Annotated in this window: 14 protein-coding genes; 7 read left to right on the forward strand and 7 right to left on the reverse strand. The window is 72.5% G+C overall.

Features of this window, described 5'->3' with window-relative positions:
* Positions 1 to 49 precede the first annotated feature (49 nt).
* Genes LIX60_RS18815 through LIX60_RS18835 form a run of 5 tightly spaced genes read left to right on the forward strand, consistent with a single transcriptional unit; the run spans position 50 to position 5,408 of the window.
* Entirely contained in the window at positions 50 to 967 is a 918-nt protein-coding gene (locus LIX60_RS18815; protein ID WP_227959488.1) for an enoyl-CoA hydratase/isomerase family protein, read from the forward strand.
* Complete coding sequence (locus LIX60_RS18820) at positions 964 to 2,565, forward strand: AMP-binding protein (RefSeq protein WP_227959489.1); 1,602 nt, start codon at positions 964 to 966, stop codon at positions 2,563 to 2,565. Before LIX60_RS18815 ends, LIX60_RS18820 begins: the two co-directional genes overlap by 4 nt.
* Positions 2,562 to 3,104 (forward strand): thioesterase family protein, encoded by a 543-nt coding sequence (locus LIX60_RS18825; RefSeq protein ID WP_227959490.1) that lies wholly within the window; start codon positions 2,562 to 2,564, stop codon positions 3,102 to 3,104. The genes LIX60_RS18820 and LIX60_RS18825 overlap by 4 nt, the downstream gene beginning before the upstream one ends.
* The gene (locus LIX60_RS18830) at positions 3,095 to 4,735 is read left to right on the forward strand and encodes an amidohydrolase (RefSeq protein WP_227959491.1); all 1,641 of its coding nucleotides are present in this window, start codon (positions 3,095 to 3,097) and stop codon (positions 4,733 to 4,735) included. The genes LIX60_RS18825 and LIX60_RS18830 overlap by 10 nt, the downstream gene beginning before the upstream one ends.
* Before the next feature lie 10 nt (positions 4,736 to 4,745).
* Entirely contained in the window at positions 4,746 to 5,408 is a 663-nt protein-coding gene (locus tag LIX60_RS18835) for a TetR/AcrR family transcriptional regulator (protein WP_125624005.1), read from the forward strand.
* A gap of 36 nt (positions 5,409 to 5,444) precedes the next feature.
* Here LIX60_RS18835 and LIX60_RS18840 read toward each other — a convergent pair whose 3' ends face one another.
* Positions 5,445 to 5,942: a MarR family winged helix-turn-helix transcriptional regulator gene (locus LIX60_RS18840; protein ID WP_227959492.1), complete on the reverse strand. Its 498-nt coding sequence runs from the start codon at positions 5,940 to 5,942 to the stop codon at positions 5,445 to 5,447.
* Positions 5,943 to 6,103: 161 nt separating this feature from the next.
* Here LIX60_RS18840 and LIX60_RS18845 point away from each other — a divergent pair, with 161 nt between their 5' ends.
* Positions 6,104 to 6,931 carry a trans-aconitate 2-methyltransferase gene (locus tag LIX60_RS18845; RefSeq protein ID WP_227959493.1) on the forward strand — a complete coding sequence of 276 codons (828 nt, stop codon included), beginning with the start codon at positions 6,104 to 6,106 and terminating at the stop codon, positions 6,929 to 6,931.
* 157 nt (positions 6,932 to 7,088) lie between these two features.
* Here the strand turns inward: LIX60_RS18845 and LIX60_RS18850 are convergent, their stop codons facing one another.
* Both LIX60_RS18850 and LIX60_RS18855 read right to left on the reverse strand, forming a co-directional pair.
* Positions 7,089 to 7,778, reverse strand: coding sequence for a TetR/AcrR family transcriptional regulator (locus tag LIX60_RS18850; RefSeq protein WP_063831803.1), 690 nt, complete (start codon positions 7,776 to 7,778; stop codon positions 7,089 to 7,091).
* Positions 7,775 to 8,779: a fatty acid desaturase gene (locus LIX60_RS18855; protein WP_227959494.1), complete on the reverse strand. Its 1,005-nt coding sequence runs from the start codon at positions 8,777 to 8,779 to the stop codon at positions 7,775 to 7,777. Before LIX60_RS18855 ends, LIX60_RS18850 begins: the two co-directional genes overlap by 4 nt.
* 192 nt (positions 8,780 to 8,971) lie before the next feature.
* Here LIX60_RS18855 and ppc point away from each other — a divergent pair, with 192 nt between their 5' ends.
* A complete protein-coding gene (gene ppc / locus LIX60_RS18860; RefSeq protein WP_227959495.1) occupies positions 8,972 to 11,713 on the forward strand; it encodes a phosphoenolpyruvate carboxylase in 2,742 nt (913 codons plus the stop codon).
* A 98-nt stretch (positions 11,714 to 11,811) separates the two neighbouring features.
* Here ppc and LIX60_RS18865 read toward each other — a convergent pair whose 3' ends face one another.
* From LIX60_RS18865 to LIX60_RS18880, 4 genes are all read right to left on the reverse strand, one after another.
* Positions 11,812 to 12,336: a hypothetical protein gene (locus LIX60_RS18865; protein ID WP_227959496.1), complete on the reverse strand. Its 525-nt coding sequence runs from the start codon at positions 12,334 to 12,336 to the stop codon at positions 11,812 to 11,814.
* 92 nt (positions 12,337 to 12,428) lie between these two features.
* On the reverse strand, positions 12,429 to 13,019 hold the full coding sequence (gene pth / locus LIX60_RS18870; RefSeq protein WP_227959497.1) for an aminoacyl-tRNA hydrolase: 591 nt from the start codon (positions 13,017 to 13,019) through the stop codon (positions 12,429 to 12,431).
* Between the two features lie 146 nt (positions 13,020 to 13,165).
* Complete coding sequence (locus LIX60_RS18875) at positions 13,166 to 13,750, reverse strand: 50S ribosomal protein L25/general stress protein Ctc (protein WP_227959498.1); 585 nt, start codon at positions 13,748 to 13,750, stop codon at positions 13,166 to 13,168.
* Between the two features lie 318 nt (positions 13,751 to 14,068).
* The gene (locus tag LIX60_RS18880; RefSeq protein ID WP_019711758.1) at positions 14,069 to 15,046 is read right to left on the reverse strand and encodes a ribose-phosphate diphosphokinase; all 978 of its coding nucleotides are present in this window, start codon (positions 15,044 to 15,046) and stop codon (positions 14,069 to 14,071) included.
* Positions 15,047 to 15,066: the final 20 nt, after the last annotated feature.

Here is a 15,066-nt window from a genome sequence, read left to right on the forward strand (position 1 = left end):
GGGCGCGCGACCGCCCCGCCGCACACCACACGCCAGGGATAAGGACAGCATGTCGACAGTGACGGAGACGGGGCACCCGGAGCGGGACCCGGTGCGGTACGAGCGGAACGGCCCGGTGGCCGTGGTCGAGCTGCACCGGCCGCACCGTCTCAACGCGGTCACCGACGAGGTCAGCCGCGAGCTGGTCGGCGCTCTGCGGCGCGCCGTCGCCGAAGGTGCGCGGGCCGTGGTGCTCACCGGCGCCGGCCGGGCCTTCTGCAGCGGGCACGACCTCAAGGAACCCGCCCCGGCGGAGGATCCGCTGGCGGCCAGGGAGCGGCTGGAACGGCTGCAGGACGTCACCCGGACGATCAAGCGCAGCCCGGTCCCGGTGATCGCGGCCGTGCACGGCTGGGCGGTGGGCGCGGGGTGCGAATGGGCCCTGGCCTGCGATCTGGTGGTGGCGGCCGAGTACACCCGCTTCATGTTCCCGGAGGCGGGAGTCGGGCTCACCGTGACCAACGGCGTCTCCCAGCTGCTCGCCGCCGTCCTCGGGCCGCAGCGGGCCAAGTATCTGCTGATGACGGGGTCGGGCTTCACCGCGGAGGAGGCGCGCGGGTGGGGCCTGGTCAACGAGGTCGTGCCGGACGGGGAACACCGCCGGTACGCGCTGGAACTCGCCGGGAGGCTGCTCGACAAGCCGCCCCTGGCGCTCGCCCTCGCCAAGGAGACCCTCGACCGCGGCCTGGGCGCGGGACTGGAGGAGACACTCGCCATGGAAGTGGACCTGTCGATGCGCGTGGTCGGCACCGGCACCGACACCGGCACCGGCACCGGCACCGATGCCACCGAGGCCACCGATACCACCGAGGCCGGCCCGGGCGCCGGCCGCGGCACCGCCGCGGACTCCGGCGCCGGCTCCGTCTCCGGCGCCGGAGGACCGCACCGTGCCCCCGCGGTGCCGCGGCCCGGGCGGAGGCAGCCGTGACGCCCCGCGCCTCCGGACGCCCCGCACCCGGCACCCTCGGCGCGCTGGTCCGTCACGCGGCCCGGGCGCACGGTGACCGGGTGGCGTGGGTCTTCCCGCACGCCGCCCGGCCGCGCTGGACCTTCGCGGAGATCGACGCCGCGGTGGACCGGATCAGCGCGTTCCTCCGGAGCTCGACCGCCCCCGGCGACCGGGTGGCGGTGATGCTGCCGAACGTGCCGGAATTCCCGCTGCTGTGGCTCGCCGCGGCCCGGTCCGGACGGATCCTCGTACCGGTCAACACCCAGGCCCGCGCCACCGACGCGGCCCATCTGCTGCGCGACGCCGGCCCCCGGCTCGCGGTCACCACTCCCGTGTACGCCGAGGTGCTCGCGGCGGCCGCCGCGCAGGCGGGCCTCGATCTCGCCGTCGTGCCGGCGGACGACCTGCCCGCCGGCCCGGACGGCCCGGACGGCCCGGACGCCTCCGGGGCGCCGGCGGCCCCGGGCGACCTGGTGAACATCCAGTACACCTCGGGAACCACCGGGCTGCCCAAGGGCTGCATGCTCAGTCACCGCTACTGGCTCACCATCGCGCATGCCCTGCGGACCAACTTCCCGCGGCTCGGCGAGGACGACGTCCTCTACACCGCCCAGCCGTTCAGCTACATGGACCCGCAGTGGAACGTGGTGGCGGCGCTGCTCTCCGGCGCCCGGCTGGTGGTGGCGGACCGGTTCAGCGCCGGCCGGATGTGGGCCGACATCCGTGAGCACGGGGTGACCGTCTTCTACTGCCTGGGCATGATGCCGGCCGCGCTGCTGGCCCGGCCGCCGCACCCGGACGACCGGAACCACGCCGTCCGGGCGGTCCTGGCCTCCGGCATCCCCACCGGGCTCCACCGGGAGCTGGAGGAACGCTGGGGAGTGCCCTGGTACGAGGCGTTCGGCATGACCGAGTCCGGCGCGGACCTCATCGTCAGCCCGGAAGACCACGACGAGACCGTCGGCACCGGGTGCGTGGGCCGGCCCCATCCGGGCAAGCGGGCCGACGTCGTCGACGGCTCCGGCCGGCCGGTGGAACCGGGGCTCCCCGGCGAACTGGTGATCTCCGGCGAGGGGCTGATGGACGGCTACTGGGGGCAGCCCGAGGCCACCGCCCGGGTCCTGCGCTCCGGCCGGCTGCACACCGGGGACCGGGTGCGGGCGGACGCCGAGGGCCGGATCTACTACCTGGCCCGGACCAAGGACATGGTCCGCCGGTCCGGGGAGAACGTCTCGGCCCGGGAGGTCGAGGCGGTCCTCGAGTCCCATCCGGCGGTGCGGACGGCCGCCGTGGTGCCGGAGCCGGACGCCGTCCGGGGCGAGGAGGTGAAGGCGTTCGTCGTACCGTCCGGCGGGGACACCCCCGATCCACGGGAACTGCTGGAGTTCTGCCGGGAACGGCTGGCCTCCTTCAAGGTGCCGCGCTACTGGTGCGTGCGGCCCGAACTGCCGCGCACGCCCTCGGAACGGGTGGCCAAGGGGGAACTGCGCGCCGACCGCGGCCCGTGCTGGGACGCGGCCGCGCCCTCCCCGGAGGCGCCGCCGCCGGCCGGCGGCACGACGGGAGGCCGGCCGTGACGGCCCGCGGAGGCCCGCTCGGGCGTGGCGGGGACACGGGGGCCGCCACGGGCTCCGGCGCCACCGGCCTCCCCGGCAGCTTCCGCACCACGACCGAGGTCTCCTGGGACGAACTCGACGCGCTGGGCGTCCTGCACCACGCCCGCTTCCCGGTGCACGCCGAGCGGGCCTTCAGCCGCCTGCTCGACACCATGGGCTACCCCTACGACCCCGACCCCGCCGTCCGGCCCGAGCGCCACCATGTGGTGGCCCGCCTCGCCCTCACCTTCACCGGCCCCGTCGACCGGCCCGGCACGCTCCACATCGAGCAGCGGGTGACGGCGCTCGGCCGCACCAGCCTCACCACGGGCTTCACCGTCAGGGCGGCCGGCGGCGGAAGCGTCGTCGCCGAAGGGGTCCGCACCGCCGTGCACATCGACCGGGCCACCCGCCGGCCGCGGCCCTGGAGCGAGGAGTTCCGCGCCCGGCTGCGCGCCGCGCTCGCCGGCCCGCCCGCGGCCGGAGACGGGGAGACGAAGGAGACAGCACCATGGACGTAGACGTCGTCTACCGCAACGCCCGGATCCTGACCATGGACCCGGCCCGCCCCCGGGCCACCGCCTTCGCGGTGCTCGGGGACCGGGTCGTGGCGGTCGGCGGCCCGGAGACCGCGGGGCTGTCCGCCCGCCGCACCGTGGACCTCGCCGGGCGGTGCGTCCTGCCCGGCTTCCACGATGCCCACAACCACATGGCCTGGTACGGGCTGAGCCTGGACGAACTCGACCTCTCCCCGGGCCGGGTGACCCGCGTGGAGGACGTGTACGGCCTGGTGGCCCGGGAGGCGGCGCGCCGCCCGCCCGGCGAATGGATCATCGGAGCCGGCTACGACCAGAACCGGATGTCCGGCGGCCACCCGACGGCCGCCGGGCTGGACCGGGCGGCGCCGGACCACCCCGTCTGGCTGAAGCACACCAGCGGGCACATGTGTGCCGTCAACTCCGCGGTGCTGGCCCGCTGCGGGGCGGACACGGCCCCCGACCCGGACGGCGGGCGCATCGTGCGCGACGCCTCCGGGGCGCCCACCGGGCTGCTCCAGGAACGCGCCCAGGAACTGGTGCGGAACCTGCTCGTCCCGTTCCCCGCCGATGTGCTGGCGCGCGCTCTCGGGGCCGCCGCCCGCAACTACGCCGCCGAGGGCATCACCTCGGTGCAGGAAGCGGGCATCGGGGGCGGCTGGATCGGGCACAGCGGGGTGGAGATCGTCGCCTACCAGCGGGCCCGGGACGAGGACACGCTGCTGCAGCGGGTGACGCTCATGCCCGCCTCCGATGTGCTGCACCCGCTTCCGGCGCACGCCGCGGACCCGTACCGCTCCGGCCTCGACCTCGGCATGCGCACGGGCTTCGGCGACGACCGGCTGCGCCTCGGCGCGGTCAAGGTGTTCTCCGACGGCTCGCTCATCGGCCGGACCTCGGCGATGTGCTGCGACTTCGCCGACGATCCCGGCAACCGCGGCTATCTGCAGGCCGGGGAGGAGGAGCTGGCCGCCACGATCACCGCCGCCCACCGGGCCGGCTGGCAGGTGGCCACCCACGCGATCGGCGACCGCGCCGTGGACGTCGTGCTGTCCGCGTACGAGGAGGCGCAGCGGCTGCATCCGCGGCACGACCCCCGGCACCGGATCGAGCACTGCGCGGTCACCTCCCCGGAGCAGGTGGACCGCATCGTCCGGCTGGGCGTGATCCCGGTGCCCCAGGGCTCCCTGGTGCGGGAGGCGGGGGACGGCATGGCCGACGCCCTCGGGCCGGAGCGCGCCGCCTGGTGCTACCGGGTCCGCAGCTTCACCGAGCGCGGCGTGGAGGTGCCCGGGAGCTCCGACCGCCCGGTGGTCGCCGGTGCGCCGCTGGCCGGCATCCACGCCCTGGTGACGCGGCGGACGGCGGGCGGCCGGGTGCTGGCGCCGGACGAGCGGGTCGATGTGGCGACGGCGCTGCGGAGTTACACGGTCGGCTCCGCCCACGCGGCGCACGCCGAGCGGACCCGCGGCAGGATCGCCCCCGGTTTCCTGGCCGACTTCACGGTGCTCGACGCGGACCCGGCGGGGGTGGACGCGGACGCGCTGCCGGAGATCGGTGTGCTGGCGACGGTCGTCGGCGGCAGGGCCGTACACGACCTCGGTGTCCTGGCTTAGGGTTGGCGGCATGTCTTCGTACCAGCGTCTCCGGTCCAGTGCCCTGGAGCTCTTCGCCACCCGCGGGTTCCAGGCCACCGGCATCCGGGATCTCGCCGCGGGGGCGGGCATATCGCTGGCGACTCTCTACCACTACATGAACAGCAAGGAAGACCTGCTGGTCCGGCTGATGCGGGAGTCCCTGGGGCGGCTCAACGCCGACGCGCGGACCGTGCTGGCCGAGGCCGCCTCGCCCGTGGAGCGGCTGGCGGGGCTGACCGTCATGCACGTCTTCGCCCACGGGCTGCGCCGCACGGAGACGGTCGTCGTCGACCGGGAGCTGCGGGCGCTGAAGGAGGAGTCCCGTCAGGCCGTCGTGGCGCTGCGGGACGAGTACGAGGAGATGTGGGGCCGCCAGCTCGCGGACGGCACCGCGGACGGCACCCTGCTGGTGCCCGACGTCCGGGTGACGCGGCTGGCGCTGCTCGCGATGTGCACGGGCGTCGCCTACTGGTACTCGGAGAAGGGGGAGCTGGATCTCGACGAGGTCGCCGTGGTGCACGCGGATCTGGTGCTGGCCCAGGTCGGCGCCCGGCGGGGGTCGCGGCAGCTGCGCCTGGAGGATCTGGACCTGCCGCCGGTCGCCTGGTTCCGCGAACTGGCCGTACGCGAGGAGCGGCAGCCTGCCCCGTGACGGAGACGGAGACCGCGGCCCGGGCGCGCCGTCCGCTCAGCCGGGTACGTTGTCGAACGGCGCCGTCAACCGTCGCAGCAGCCCGGCGAGTTCCCGGCGCTGTTCGCGGGACAGCTCCGCGAGGATGGCGCGTTCCTGGGTGAGCAGTCCGGCGAGCGCGCGGTCGGCGCGGTCCCGGCCCTCCCGGGTGAGCCGGACGAGTACCCCGCGCCGGTCGCTGGGGTCGGGCAGCCGCTCGACGAGGCCCTTCGTGGCGAGCCGGTCGATGCGGTTGGTCATGGTGCCGGAGGTCACCAGGGTCTGGGTGAGGAGCTGTCCGGGGGAGAGCTGGTACGGCGCCCCGGCCCGGCGCAGCGCGGTGAGGACGTCGAACTCCCAGGACTCCAGGCCGTGCTCGGTGAAGGCCAGCCGCCGGGCGCGGTCGAGATGGCGCGCGAGCCGGCTGATCCGGCTCAGCACCTCCAGCGGCTCCACATCGAGGTCCGGGCGCTCCCGGCGCCATGCCCCGACCAGCCGATCGACCTCGTCCTCCATGCCGATCAGTGTAGTAGGTCTGTCGACGTGAAGTCTCTTGACATCAAATATCTTGATATCGAGGCTGATGGCCAGGCGTGGCGGGCACGTGACACGGGCATCGATCGGCCCGACAGCAGTTCCCCGTTCATCCACCGCACCGGCACCGAGAGGTTCACACGATGCAAAAACCCCAGAACCCGACCTGGGACCCGCAGCAATATCTCCGCCACTCCGGCCACCGCACCAGGCCCTTCCACGACCTGCTCACCCGGATCCCCGGCCTCCCGGCCCGCGGCCGCCCGGCGCGCATCGCCGACCTCGGCTGCGGGCCGGGCAACGTCACCGCGCTCCTCACCGAGCGCTGGCCCGACGCCCGCATCACCGGCTACGACAACTCCCCGGACATGCTCGCCGAAGCCGCCCGCCACGCCGGCCCCACCCCCGGCGGCGGCAGCATCGACTTCCGGCACGCCGACGCCGCCGACTGGATACCGGAGGAGCCCTACGACCTGATCGTCAGCAACGCCGCCCTCCAGTGGGTCCCCGGCCACGCCAAATCCTTCCCGGCCTGGATCGAGGGCCTCGCCCCCGGCGGCACCCTCGCCTTACAGGTCCCCGGCAACTTCACCTCGCCCAGCCACGCCATCCTCGACGACCTCTGCGACACCCCGGAGTGGCGCGAAAGGGTCGGCCGCCACGGCCGCCGCTACGTCCACGTGTACGAACCGTGGGAGTACCTCACCCAGCTCACCGGCCTCGGCTGCGAGACCGACGCCTGGGAGACCACCTACATACAGCTCCTCCAGGGCGAGGACCCGGTGGTCGACTGGGTCAAGGGCACCGCGCTCCGCCCCATCCTCACCGCCCTCGCCGACGACGAACGGGCCCGCACCGCGTTCCTCGGCCAGTACCGCGACCTGATCCGCAAGGCCTATCCGCCCGGCCCGCACGGCACCGTCTTCCCGTTCCGGCGGATCTTCGCCATCGCCCGGAAGAAGGACGCCTGACCACCGCGCCCGCCCCGCGATCCCCGCAGCCGCGGCCGCAGCCACGCCGGCGGGACGGGGCGGCACGTCCCCGGGGCCACCGCGACTGAGCGGCACGGGAACGACGCGGCCCCGGCCCGCCGCAACGGGCCGGGGCCGCGCCCCGCGGAGAAACCGGTCAGCTCTTGCGGTGACCTATCAGCCGCGGCTTCTGCTCCATGCCGTCCAGGCCGTGCCAGGCGAGATTCACCAGATGGGCGGCGACCTCCGCCTTCTTCGGCTTCCGCGCGTCCAGCCACCACTGGCCCGTCAGGGCGACCATCCCCACCAGCGCCTGGGCGTACAGCGGGGCCAGCTTCGGATCAAAGCCCCGGGCCTTGAACTCCAGCCCGAGGATGTCCTCCACCTGGGTGGCGATATCGCTGATCAGCGAGGCGAAGGTGCCCGTCGACTGGGCCACCGGCGAATCCCGGACCAGGATCCGGAAGCCGTCCGTGTACGACTCGATGTAGTCCAGCAGGGCGAACGCCGCCTGCTCCAGAAGCTCCCGCGGATGCCCGGCGGTCAGGCCGTTGGTGACCATCTCCAGGAGCTTGCGCATCTCCCGGTCCACCACCACCGCGTAGAGCCCCTCCTTGCCGCCGAAGTGCTCGTAGACCACCGGCTTGGAGACCCCGGCCTTCGCCGCGATCTCCTCCACCGACGTGCCCTCGAAGCCCTTCTCGGCGAACAGCGTGCGGCCGATGTCCAGCAGCTGCTCGCGGCGCTCCTTGCCGGTCATTCGTACGCGTCGGCCGCGCCGGCCACCCGGACTCGGAGCCTTGCTCTTCTCGCCACTGCTTCCATCACTCGCCACATGTTCAATCATGCCGCCTTCGCGGCCCCGTCTTCACGGGAGTTACCGGTCTTCCGCCGGGACTCCACGCGCTCCTTGCTCGGCCAGCGCACATCGTGGGCCCAGCCGAGCAGCTCGAACCAGCGGATGAGCCGGGCGCTGGAGTCCACCTGCCCGCGCATCACCCCGTGCCGGGCGGACGTCGGGTCGGCGTGGTGCAGGTTGTGCCAGGACTCGCCGCAGGACAGCACCGCGAGCCACCAGACGTTGCCGGAGCGGTCCCGCGACGTGAACGGCTTCTTGCCGACCGCGTGGCAGATGGAGTTGATCGACCAGGTGACGTGGTGCAGCAGCGCCACCCGCACCAGGGAGCCCCAGAAGAAGGCCGTCGCCGCGCCCTGCCAGGACCACGTCACCAGACCGCCGACCAGCGGCGGGATGGCCAGCGACACGGCCGTCCACAGCATGAACTGGCGGGAGATCCGGCGGATCGCCGGGTCCTTGATCAGATCCGGGGCGTACTTCTGCTGCGGCGTCTGCTCCTCGTCGAACATCCAGCCGATGTGCGCCCACCAGAGCCCCTTCATCAGGGCCGGAACGGTCTCACCGAACCGCCACGGCGAGTGGGGGTCGCCCTCGGCGTCGGAGAACTTGTGGTGCTTGCGGTGGTCCGCCACCCAGCGCACCAGTGGGCCCTCCACGGCCATCGACCCGGCGACGGCCAGGGCGATCCGCAGCGGCCGCCTGGCCTTGAAGGAGCCGTGGGTGAAGTAGCGGTGGAAGCCGATGGTGATGCCGTGGCAGCCGAGGAAGTACATGAAGACCATCAGGCCCAGATCCAGCCAGCTCACCCCCCAGCCCCAGGCCAGCGGCACCGCCGCGACCAGCGCCAGGAACGGCACCGTGATGAACAGGAGCAGCGCGAGCTGCTCGACGGACCTCTTGTTGTCGCCGCCGATCGTGGCGGACGGGACGGGGGAATGGGTGTCGGCGGCCTTCGGGGCGTCGTCGATCACATCGGAAGTCGTGGTCATGGGGGGCGTCCCTCACCGAACTGGGGGCATGGCTACGGATGCGTAACCTACGGCATCGTAAGTATGGCAGTGCTCCCCTCAAGGTCAATGGCCTGTGGATAACGTGGTGCGCCGGGCACCTATCCTGGTGGGCGCCGGACAGCGCGGTCCGCACCCCGCCCATCGTGCTCATCCATGCAAGGAGCCGCACCTGTGAGCAGTGCCGACCTCACACCCGAGACCGACGACAACGCACCGCTGCGCGCTGACATCCGGCGTCTCGGCGACCTCCTCGGCGAGACCCTCGTCCGCCAGGAGGGACCCGAGCTCCTGGAACTCGTCGAGCGCGTCCGCGCCCTCACCCGTACGGACGGCGAAGCCGCCGCCAAGCTTCTCGGCGAGACCGACCTGCCCACCGCCGCCAAGCTCGTGCGGGCTTTCTCCACCTACTTCCACCTGGCGAACATCACCGAACAGGTGCACCGCGGCCGCGAGCTGCGCGCCCGCCGCGCCGCCGAGGGCGGCCTGCTCGCCCGTACCGCCGACCGGCTGAAGGACGCCGACCCCGAGCACCTGCGCCAGACCGTCCGGCACCTCAACGTCCGGCCCGTCTTCACCGCGCACCCCACCGAGGCCGCCCGGCGCAGCGTCCTCAACAAGCTCCGCCGCATCGCCGCCCTCCTGGAGGAGTCCGTGGGCAGTGGCAGCGGCGACCGCCGCCGCCACGACCTGCGGCTCGCCGAGAACATCGACCTCGTCTGGCAGACCGACGAGCTTCGCGTCGTCCGGCCCGAGCCCGCCGACGAGGCCCGCAACGCCATCTACTACCTCGACGAGCTGCACGCCGAAGCCGTCGGCGACGTCCTGGAGGACCTCGCCGCCGAGCTGGAGCGCGTCGGCGTCGAGCTGCCCGCCGGCACTCGCCCCCTCACCTTCGGCACCTGGATCGGCGGCGACCGCGACGGCAACCCCAACGTCACCCCCGACGTCACCCGCGACGTGCTGATCCTCCAGCACGAACACGGCATCACCGACGCCCTCCGGCTCATCGACGAACTCCGCGGCCTGCTCTCCAACTCCATCCGCTACACCGGTGCCACCCAGGAACTCTTGGACTCCCTCTCCCTCGACCTGGAGCGGCTCCCCGGCATCAGCCCCCGCTACAAGCGGCTCAACGCCGAGGAGCCCTACCGCCTCAAGGCCACCGCCATCCGGCAGAAGCTCCTCAACACCCGGCAGCGGCTCGCCACCGGCACCCCCCACCAGGAGGGCCGTGACTACCTCGGCACCTCCGAACTCCTGGCCGACCTCGTCCTCATCCAGGAATCCCTGCGCGCCCACCGGGGCGGCCTCTTCGCCGACGGTCACATCGACCGCACCATCCGCACCCTCGCCGCCTTCGGCCTCCAGCTCGCCACCATGGACGTCCGCGAGCACGCCGACGCCCACCACCACGCCCTCGGCCAGCTGTTCGACCGGCTCGGCGAGGAATCCTGGCGCTACGCCGACATGCCCCGCGACTACCGCACCAGGCTCCTGGCCAAGGAGCTCCGCTCCCGCCGCCCCCTCGCCCACAGCCCCGCGCCCCTCGACGCCGCCGGAGCCAAGACCCTCGGCGTCTTCGAGGCCGTCCACGACGCCAAGGAACGCTTCGGGCCCGAGGTCATCGAGTCGTACATCATTTCGATGTGCCAGGGCGCCGACGACGTCTTCGCCGCCGTCGTCCTCGCCCGCGAGGCCGGACTCCTCGACCTCCACGCCGGCTGGGCCGGGATCGGCATCGTCCCGCTCCTGGAGACCACCGACGAACTCCGCGCCGCCGACGTCATCCTCGACGAGATGCTCGCCGACCCCTCCTACCGGCGGCTCGTCGCCCTCCGCGGCGACGTCCAGGAGGTCATGCTCGGCTACTCCGACTCCTCCAAGTTCGGCGGCATCACCACCAGCCAGTGGGAGATCCACCGCGCCCAGCGCCGCCTCCGCGACGTCGCCCACCGCTACGGCGTACGGCTCCGCCTCTTCCACGGCCGCGGCGGCACCGTCGGCCGCGGCGGCGGCCCCTCCCACGACGCCATCCTCGCCCAGCCCTGGGGCACCCTGGAAGGCGAGATCAAGGTGACCGAACAGGGCGAGGTCATCTCCGACAAGTACCTCGTCCCCTCCCTCGCCCGGGAGAACCTGGAACTCACCGTCGCCGCCACCCTCCAGGCCTCCGCGCTGCACACCGCGCCCCGCCAGTCCGACGAGGCCCTCGCCCGCTGGGACGCGGCCATGGACACCGTCTCCGACGCCGCCCACAGCACCTACCGCCGCCTCGTCGACGACCCCGACCTGCCCGCCTACTTCTTCGCCTCCACCCCCGTCGACCAGCTCGCCGAACTCCACCTCGGCTCCCGGCCCTCCCGCCGCCCCGACAGCGGCGCCGGCCTCGACGGACTCCGCGCCATCCCGTGGGTCTTCGGCTGGACCCAGTCCCGGCAGATCGTCCCCGGCTGGTTCGGCGTCGGCTCCGGCCTCAAGGCCGCCCGCGAAGCCGGACTCGACAGCGTCATCGACGAAATGTACGAACGCTGGCACTTCTTCCGGAACTTCCTCTCCAACGTGGAGATGACCCTCGCCAAGACCGACCTGCGCATCGCCCGCCACTACGTCGAAACCCTCGTCCCCGACGAGCTCAAGCACGTCTTCGACACCATCGAGGCAGAACACGACCTGACCGTCCGCGAAGTCCTCCGCGTCACCGGCGGCGAACGGCTGCTCGGCTCCAACCCGGTGCTCCAGCAGACCTTCCGCATCCGCGACGCCTACCTCGACCCGATCTCCTACCTCCAGGTCGCCCTGCTCGACCGCCAGCGCCGCGCGGCCGCCAACGGCGAACAGCCCGATCCGCTGCTCTCCCGCGCCCTGCTGCTCACCGTCAACGGTGTCGCCGCCGGCCTCCGCAACACCGGATGACCCCGCCGACCGCACACCTCTGACAGCGAACGCCGACGGACCCGCACCTCATCAGGTGCGGGTCCGCCGCGTTCCGGCCGCGCCCGGCAGCCCCTGGTTCACAGCGTCAGAAACGCCCCGCCCAGCAGAGCCGCACCTGCCAGCCCCAGCCACCACGCCGTACGCCGCATCCGCAGCCCGCCCGCCACCACCAGCGCCGCCAGCAGCAGCGCCCCCGCGAACGGGATCCACGCGTGCAGCACACCGCCCAGCCCCGTCCGCACCGCCTCGTCCGTCCCCGGCTTCACCGCCACCGGCAGCCGCTCCCCGCGCTCCCGGCCCGCGGCCTCCACCACCGTCACCGTCCGCCGCTCCGCGTCCGCCCCCGCGGGCGCCCCGGCCGCCGGCTCGAACCGGCCCCCGCACACATCCCCGTCACAGCGCTCTATGGTCACCGTGCCGCGCTCGCGCCCCTTCGTCAGCATCGCGTGCTGCGCCGCGTCCCAGGACGTGAACACCCCCGCGATCAGCACCAGCAGGGCCACCGCCGCCATCAACGCCTGCTTGCCGACCAGCAGCAGCCCGTAGGCGCTCTCTCCCGCCCGGCGGACGGCGGGGCGGCGCTTGGACTTCGTCGGTGCCATGCGGGCGATCCTTGGCCATGGGAAACCACCCGGTCAACCGCCGCTCCCCGGTTGCGGGACCCTGTCCCGTTAGACGGTGAAAGATGCCGCCGTCAGCTGTTGTACGTACTCTGCGCCCGCTCCAGACCGTCCTCGACCAGGCACTCCACGGCATCCGCCGCACGGTCCACGAAGTAGTCCAGCTCCTTGCGCTCCGCCGCCGAGAAGTCCTTCAGCACGAACGCCGCCACATCCATCCGCCCCGGCGGCCGCCCGATCCCGAACCGCACCCGGTGGTACCCCGCGCCCATCGCCTTCGTCATCGACTTCAGCCCGTTGTGGCCGTTGTCGCCCCCGCCCAGCTTCAGCCGCAGCGCCCCGTAGTCGATGTCCAGCTCGTCGTGGACGGCCACCACCCGCTCCAGCGGCACCTTGTAGAAGTCGCGCAGCGCCGACACCGGGCCACCCGACAGATTCATGTACGACATCGGCTTGGCGATCACCACCCGGCGGCTGCCCGGCCCCGGTGCCCCCAGCCGGCCCTCCACCACCTGCGCCCGCGCCTTGTGCGCCTTGAACCGCCCGCCCACCCGCGCGGCGAGCAGATCGGCCACCAGGAAACCGGCGTTGTGCCGGTTGCCCGCGTACTCCGGCCCGGGATTGCCCAGGCCCACGATCAGCCAGGGGCTGTCCGCATCGCTCATCTACGTCTCTCCTGCCGGTGCCCGGGTCCGGGGATCCCGGTCCCGGTCTCGTGGGTCGGAAGTCCAGGGATACACGACCGCCGCCCCGCTCCAGCGGAGCGGGACGGCGGTCACAGCGCGGCGCCTCGCGGCGGGGCGGCGGAGGCTCAGGCCTCCTCGCCCTCGCCCTCCTCGCCCTCGGCCGGAGCCTCGGCCTGCGTGGAGACGACCTGCAGGACCACGGTGTCGCCGTCCACGGCGAGCGCCGTGCCCTTCGGCAGCGTGACGTCCTTCGCCTGGATCGAGGCACCGGCCTCCAGGCCCTCCACGGACACGGTGAACGCCTCCGGGATGTGCGTGGCCTCGGTCTCCACCGGCAGCGCGTCCAGCATGTGCTCCAGAAGGTTGCCGCCCGGGGCCAGCTCACCCTCGGTGTGGATCGGGACGTCGACCGTGACCGTCTCGCCCTTCTTCACGACCAGCAGGTCGACGTGGACCAGGAAGCCGCGAATGGCCTCGCGCTGCACGGCCTTGGGGATGACGAGCTGGCTCTTGCCGTCCGTGGCCAGGCGGATCAGGACGTTCGGCGTCTTCAGCGCCATCATCAGCTCGTGACCCGGAATCGCCACGTGCACCGGCTCGCCGCCGTGGCCGTAGACGACGCCCGGCACCTTCTCCTCACGGCGGAGACGGCGCGCGGCGCCCTTGCCGAACTCCGAGCGGATCTCGGCGGGAATCTTGACCTCAGCCATGGCTGCACTCCTCGTACTGCGTACCCGACGGCGCCCGGAAACGGCCACCGCCCGTACGGATCTGATCTGACGGCCGTCACCCGGCCCACGACAGACCTGCTACGAAGAGCGCGTCGATAACGGACACCGCACACGAGTGCGGCCTCCCTCGCCGAGCAACTCCACGAGTCTACCCGGCGGGGAGGCCGCCCCCAAGTCGATCTACCGTCCGGCCTGCGAGGCCCGCCCGCGACCGGTCACCGCCCGGCGGCGCACATCAGCGGCGCACATCAGCGGTGCACGTCAGCGGCGACTCCCGGCGGTGACCGTGCCGGACCGTCAGGCCTGCTCCTCGAAGAGACTCGTCACCGAACCGTCCTCGAACACCTCACGCACCGCACGCGCGATCGTCGGCGCCATCGACAGCACCGTGATCTTCTCCAGCTCCAGCTCGCCGGGCGTGGGAAGCGTGTCGGTGAACACGAACTCGCTCACCTTCGAGTTCTTCAGCCGGTCCGCCGCCGGACCCGACAGCACACCGTGCGTCGCCGTCACGATGACGTCCTCCGCACCGTTCGCGAACAGCGCGTCCGCGGCCGCCGTGATCGTGCCACCCGTGTCGATCATGTCGTCGACCAGCACACAGATCCGGCCCTTCACATCACCGACCACCTCGTGCACCGTGACCTGGTTCGCCACATCCTTGTCACGCCGCTTGTGCACGATCGCCAGCGGCGCACCCAGCCGGTCGCACCAGCGGTCCGCGACCCGCACCCGGCCGGCATCCGGAGACACCACCGTCAGCTTGGAGCGGTCCACCTTCGCCCCCACGTAGTCCGCGAGGACCGGCAACGCGAACAGATGATCCACCGGACCGTCGAAGAAACCCTGGATCTGGTCCGTGTGCAGATCCACCGTGAGAATCCGGTCCGCACCCGCGCACTTCAGCAGATCGGCGATCAGCCGCGCCGAGATCGGCTCCCGGCCCCGGTGCTTCTTGTCCTGCCGGGCGTAACCGAAGAACGGCAGGATCACGGTGATGCTCCGGGCCGAAGCCCGCTTCAGAGCATCGACCATGATCAACTGCTCCATGATCCACTTATTGATGGGAGCCGTGTGGCTCTGCATCAGGAAGCAGTCCGCGCCGCGCGCCGACTCCTGATAACGGACGTAGATCTCACCGTTGGCGAAGTCGAACACCTTCGTCGGGACCAGGCCGACACCGAGCTGGTGCGCGACCTCCTCGGCGAGCTCGGGGTGGGCGCGGCCGGAGAAGAACATCAACTTCTTCTCGCCGGTCGTCTTGATCCCGGTCACAGCACAGTCTCCTTGGCAGC

The sequence above is a fragment of the Streptomyces sp. S07_1.15 genome (assembly GCF_020739505.1).
Taxonomy (GTDB): Bacteria; Actinomycetota; Actinomycetes; order Streptomycetales; family Streptomycetaceae; genus Streptomyces; species Streptomyces xinghaiensis.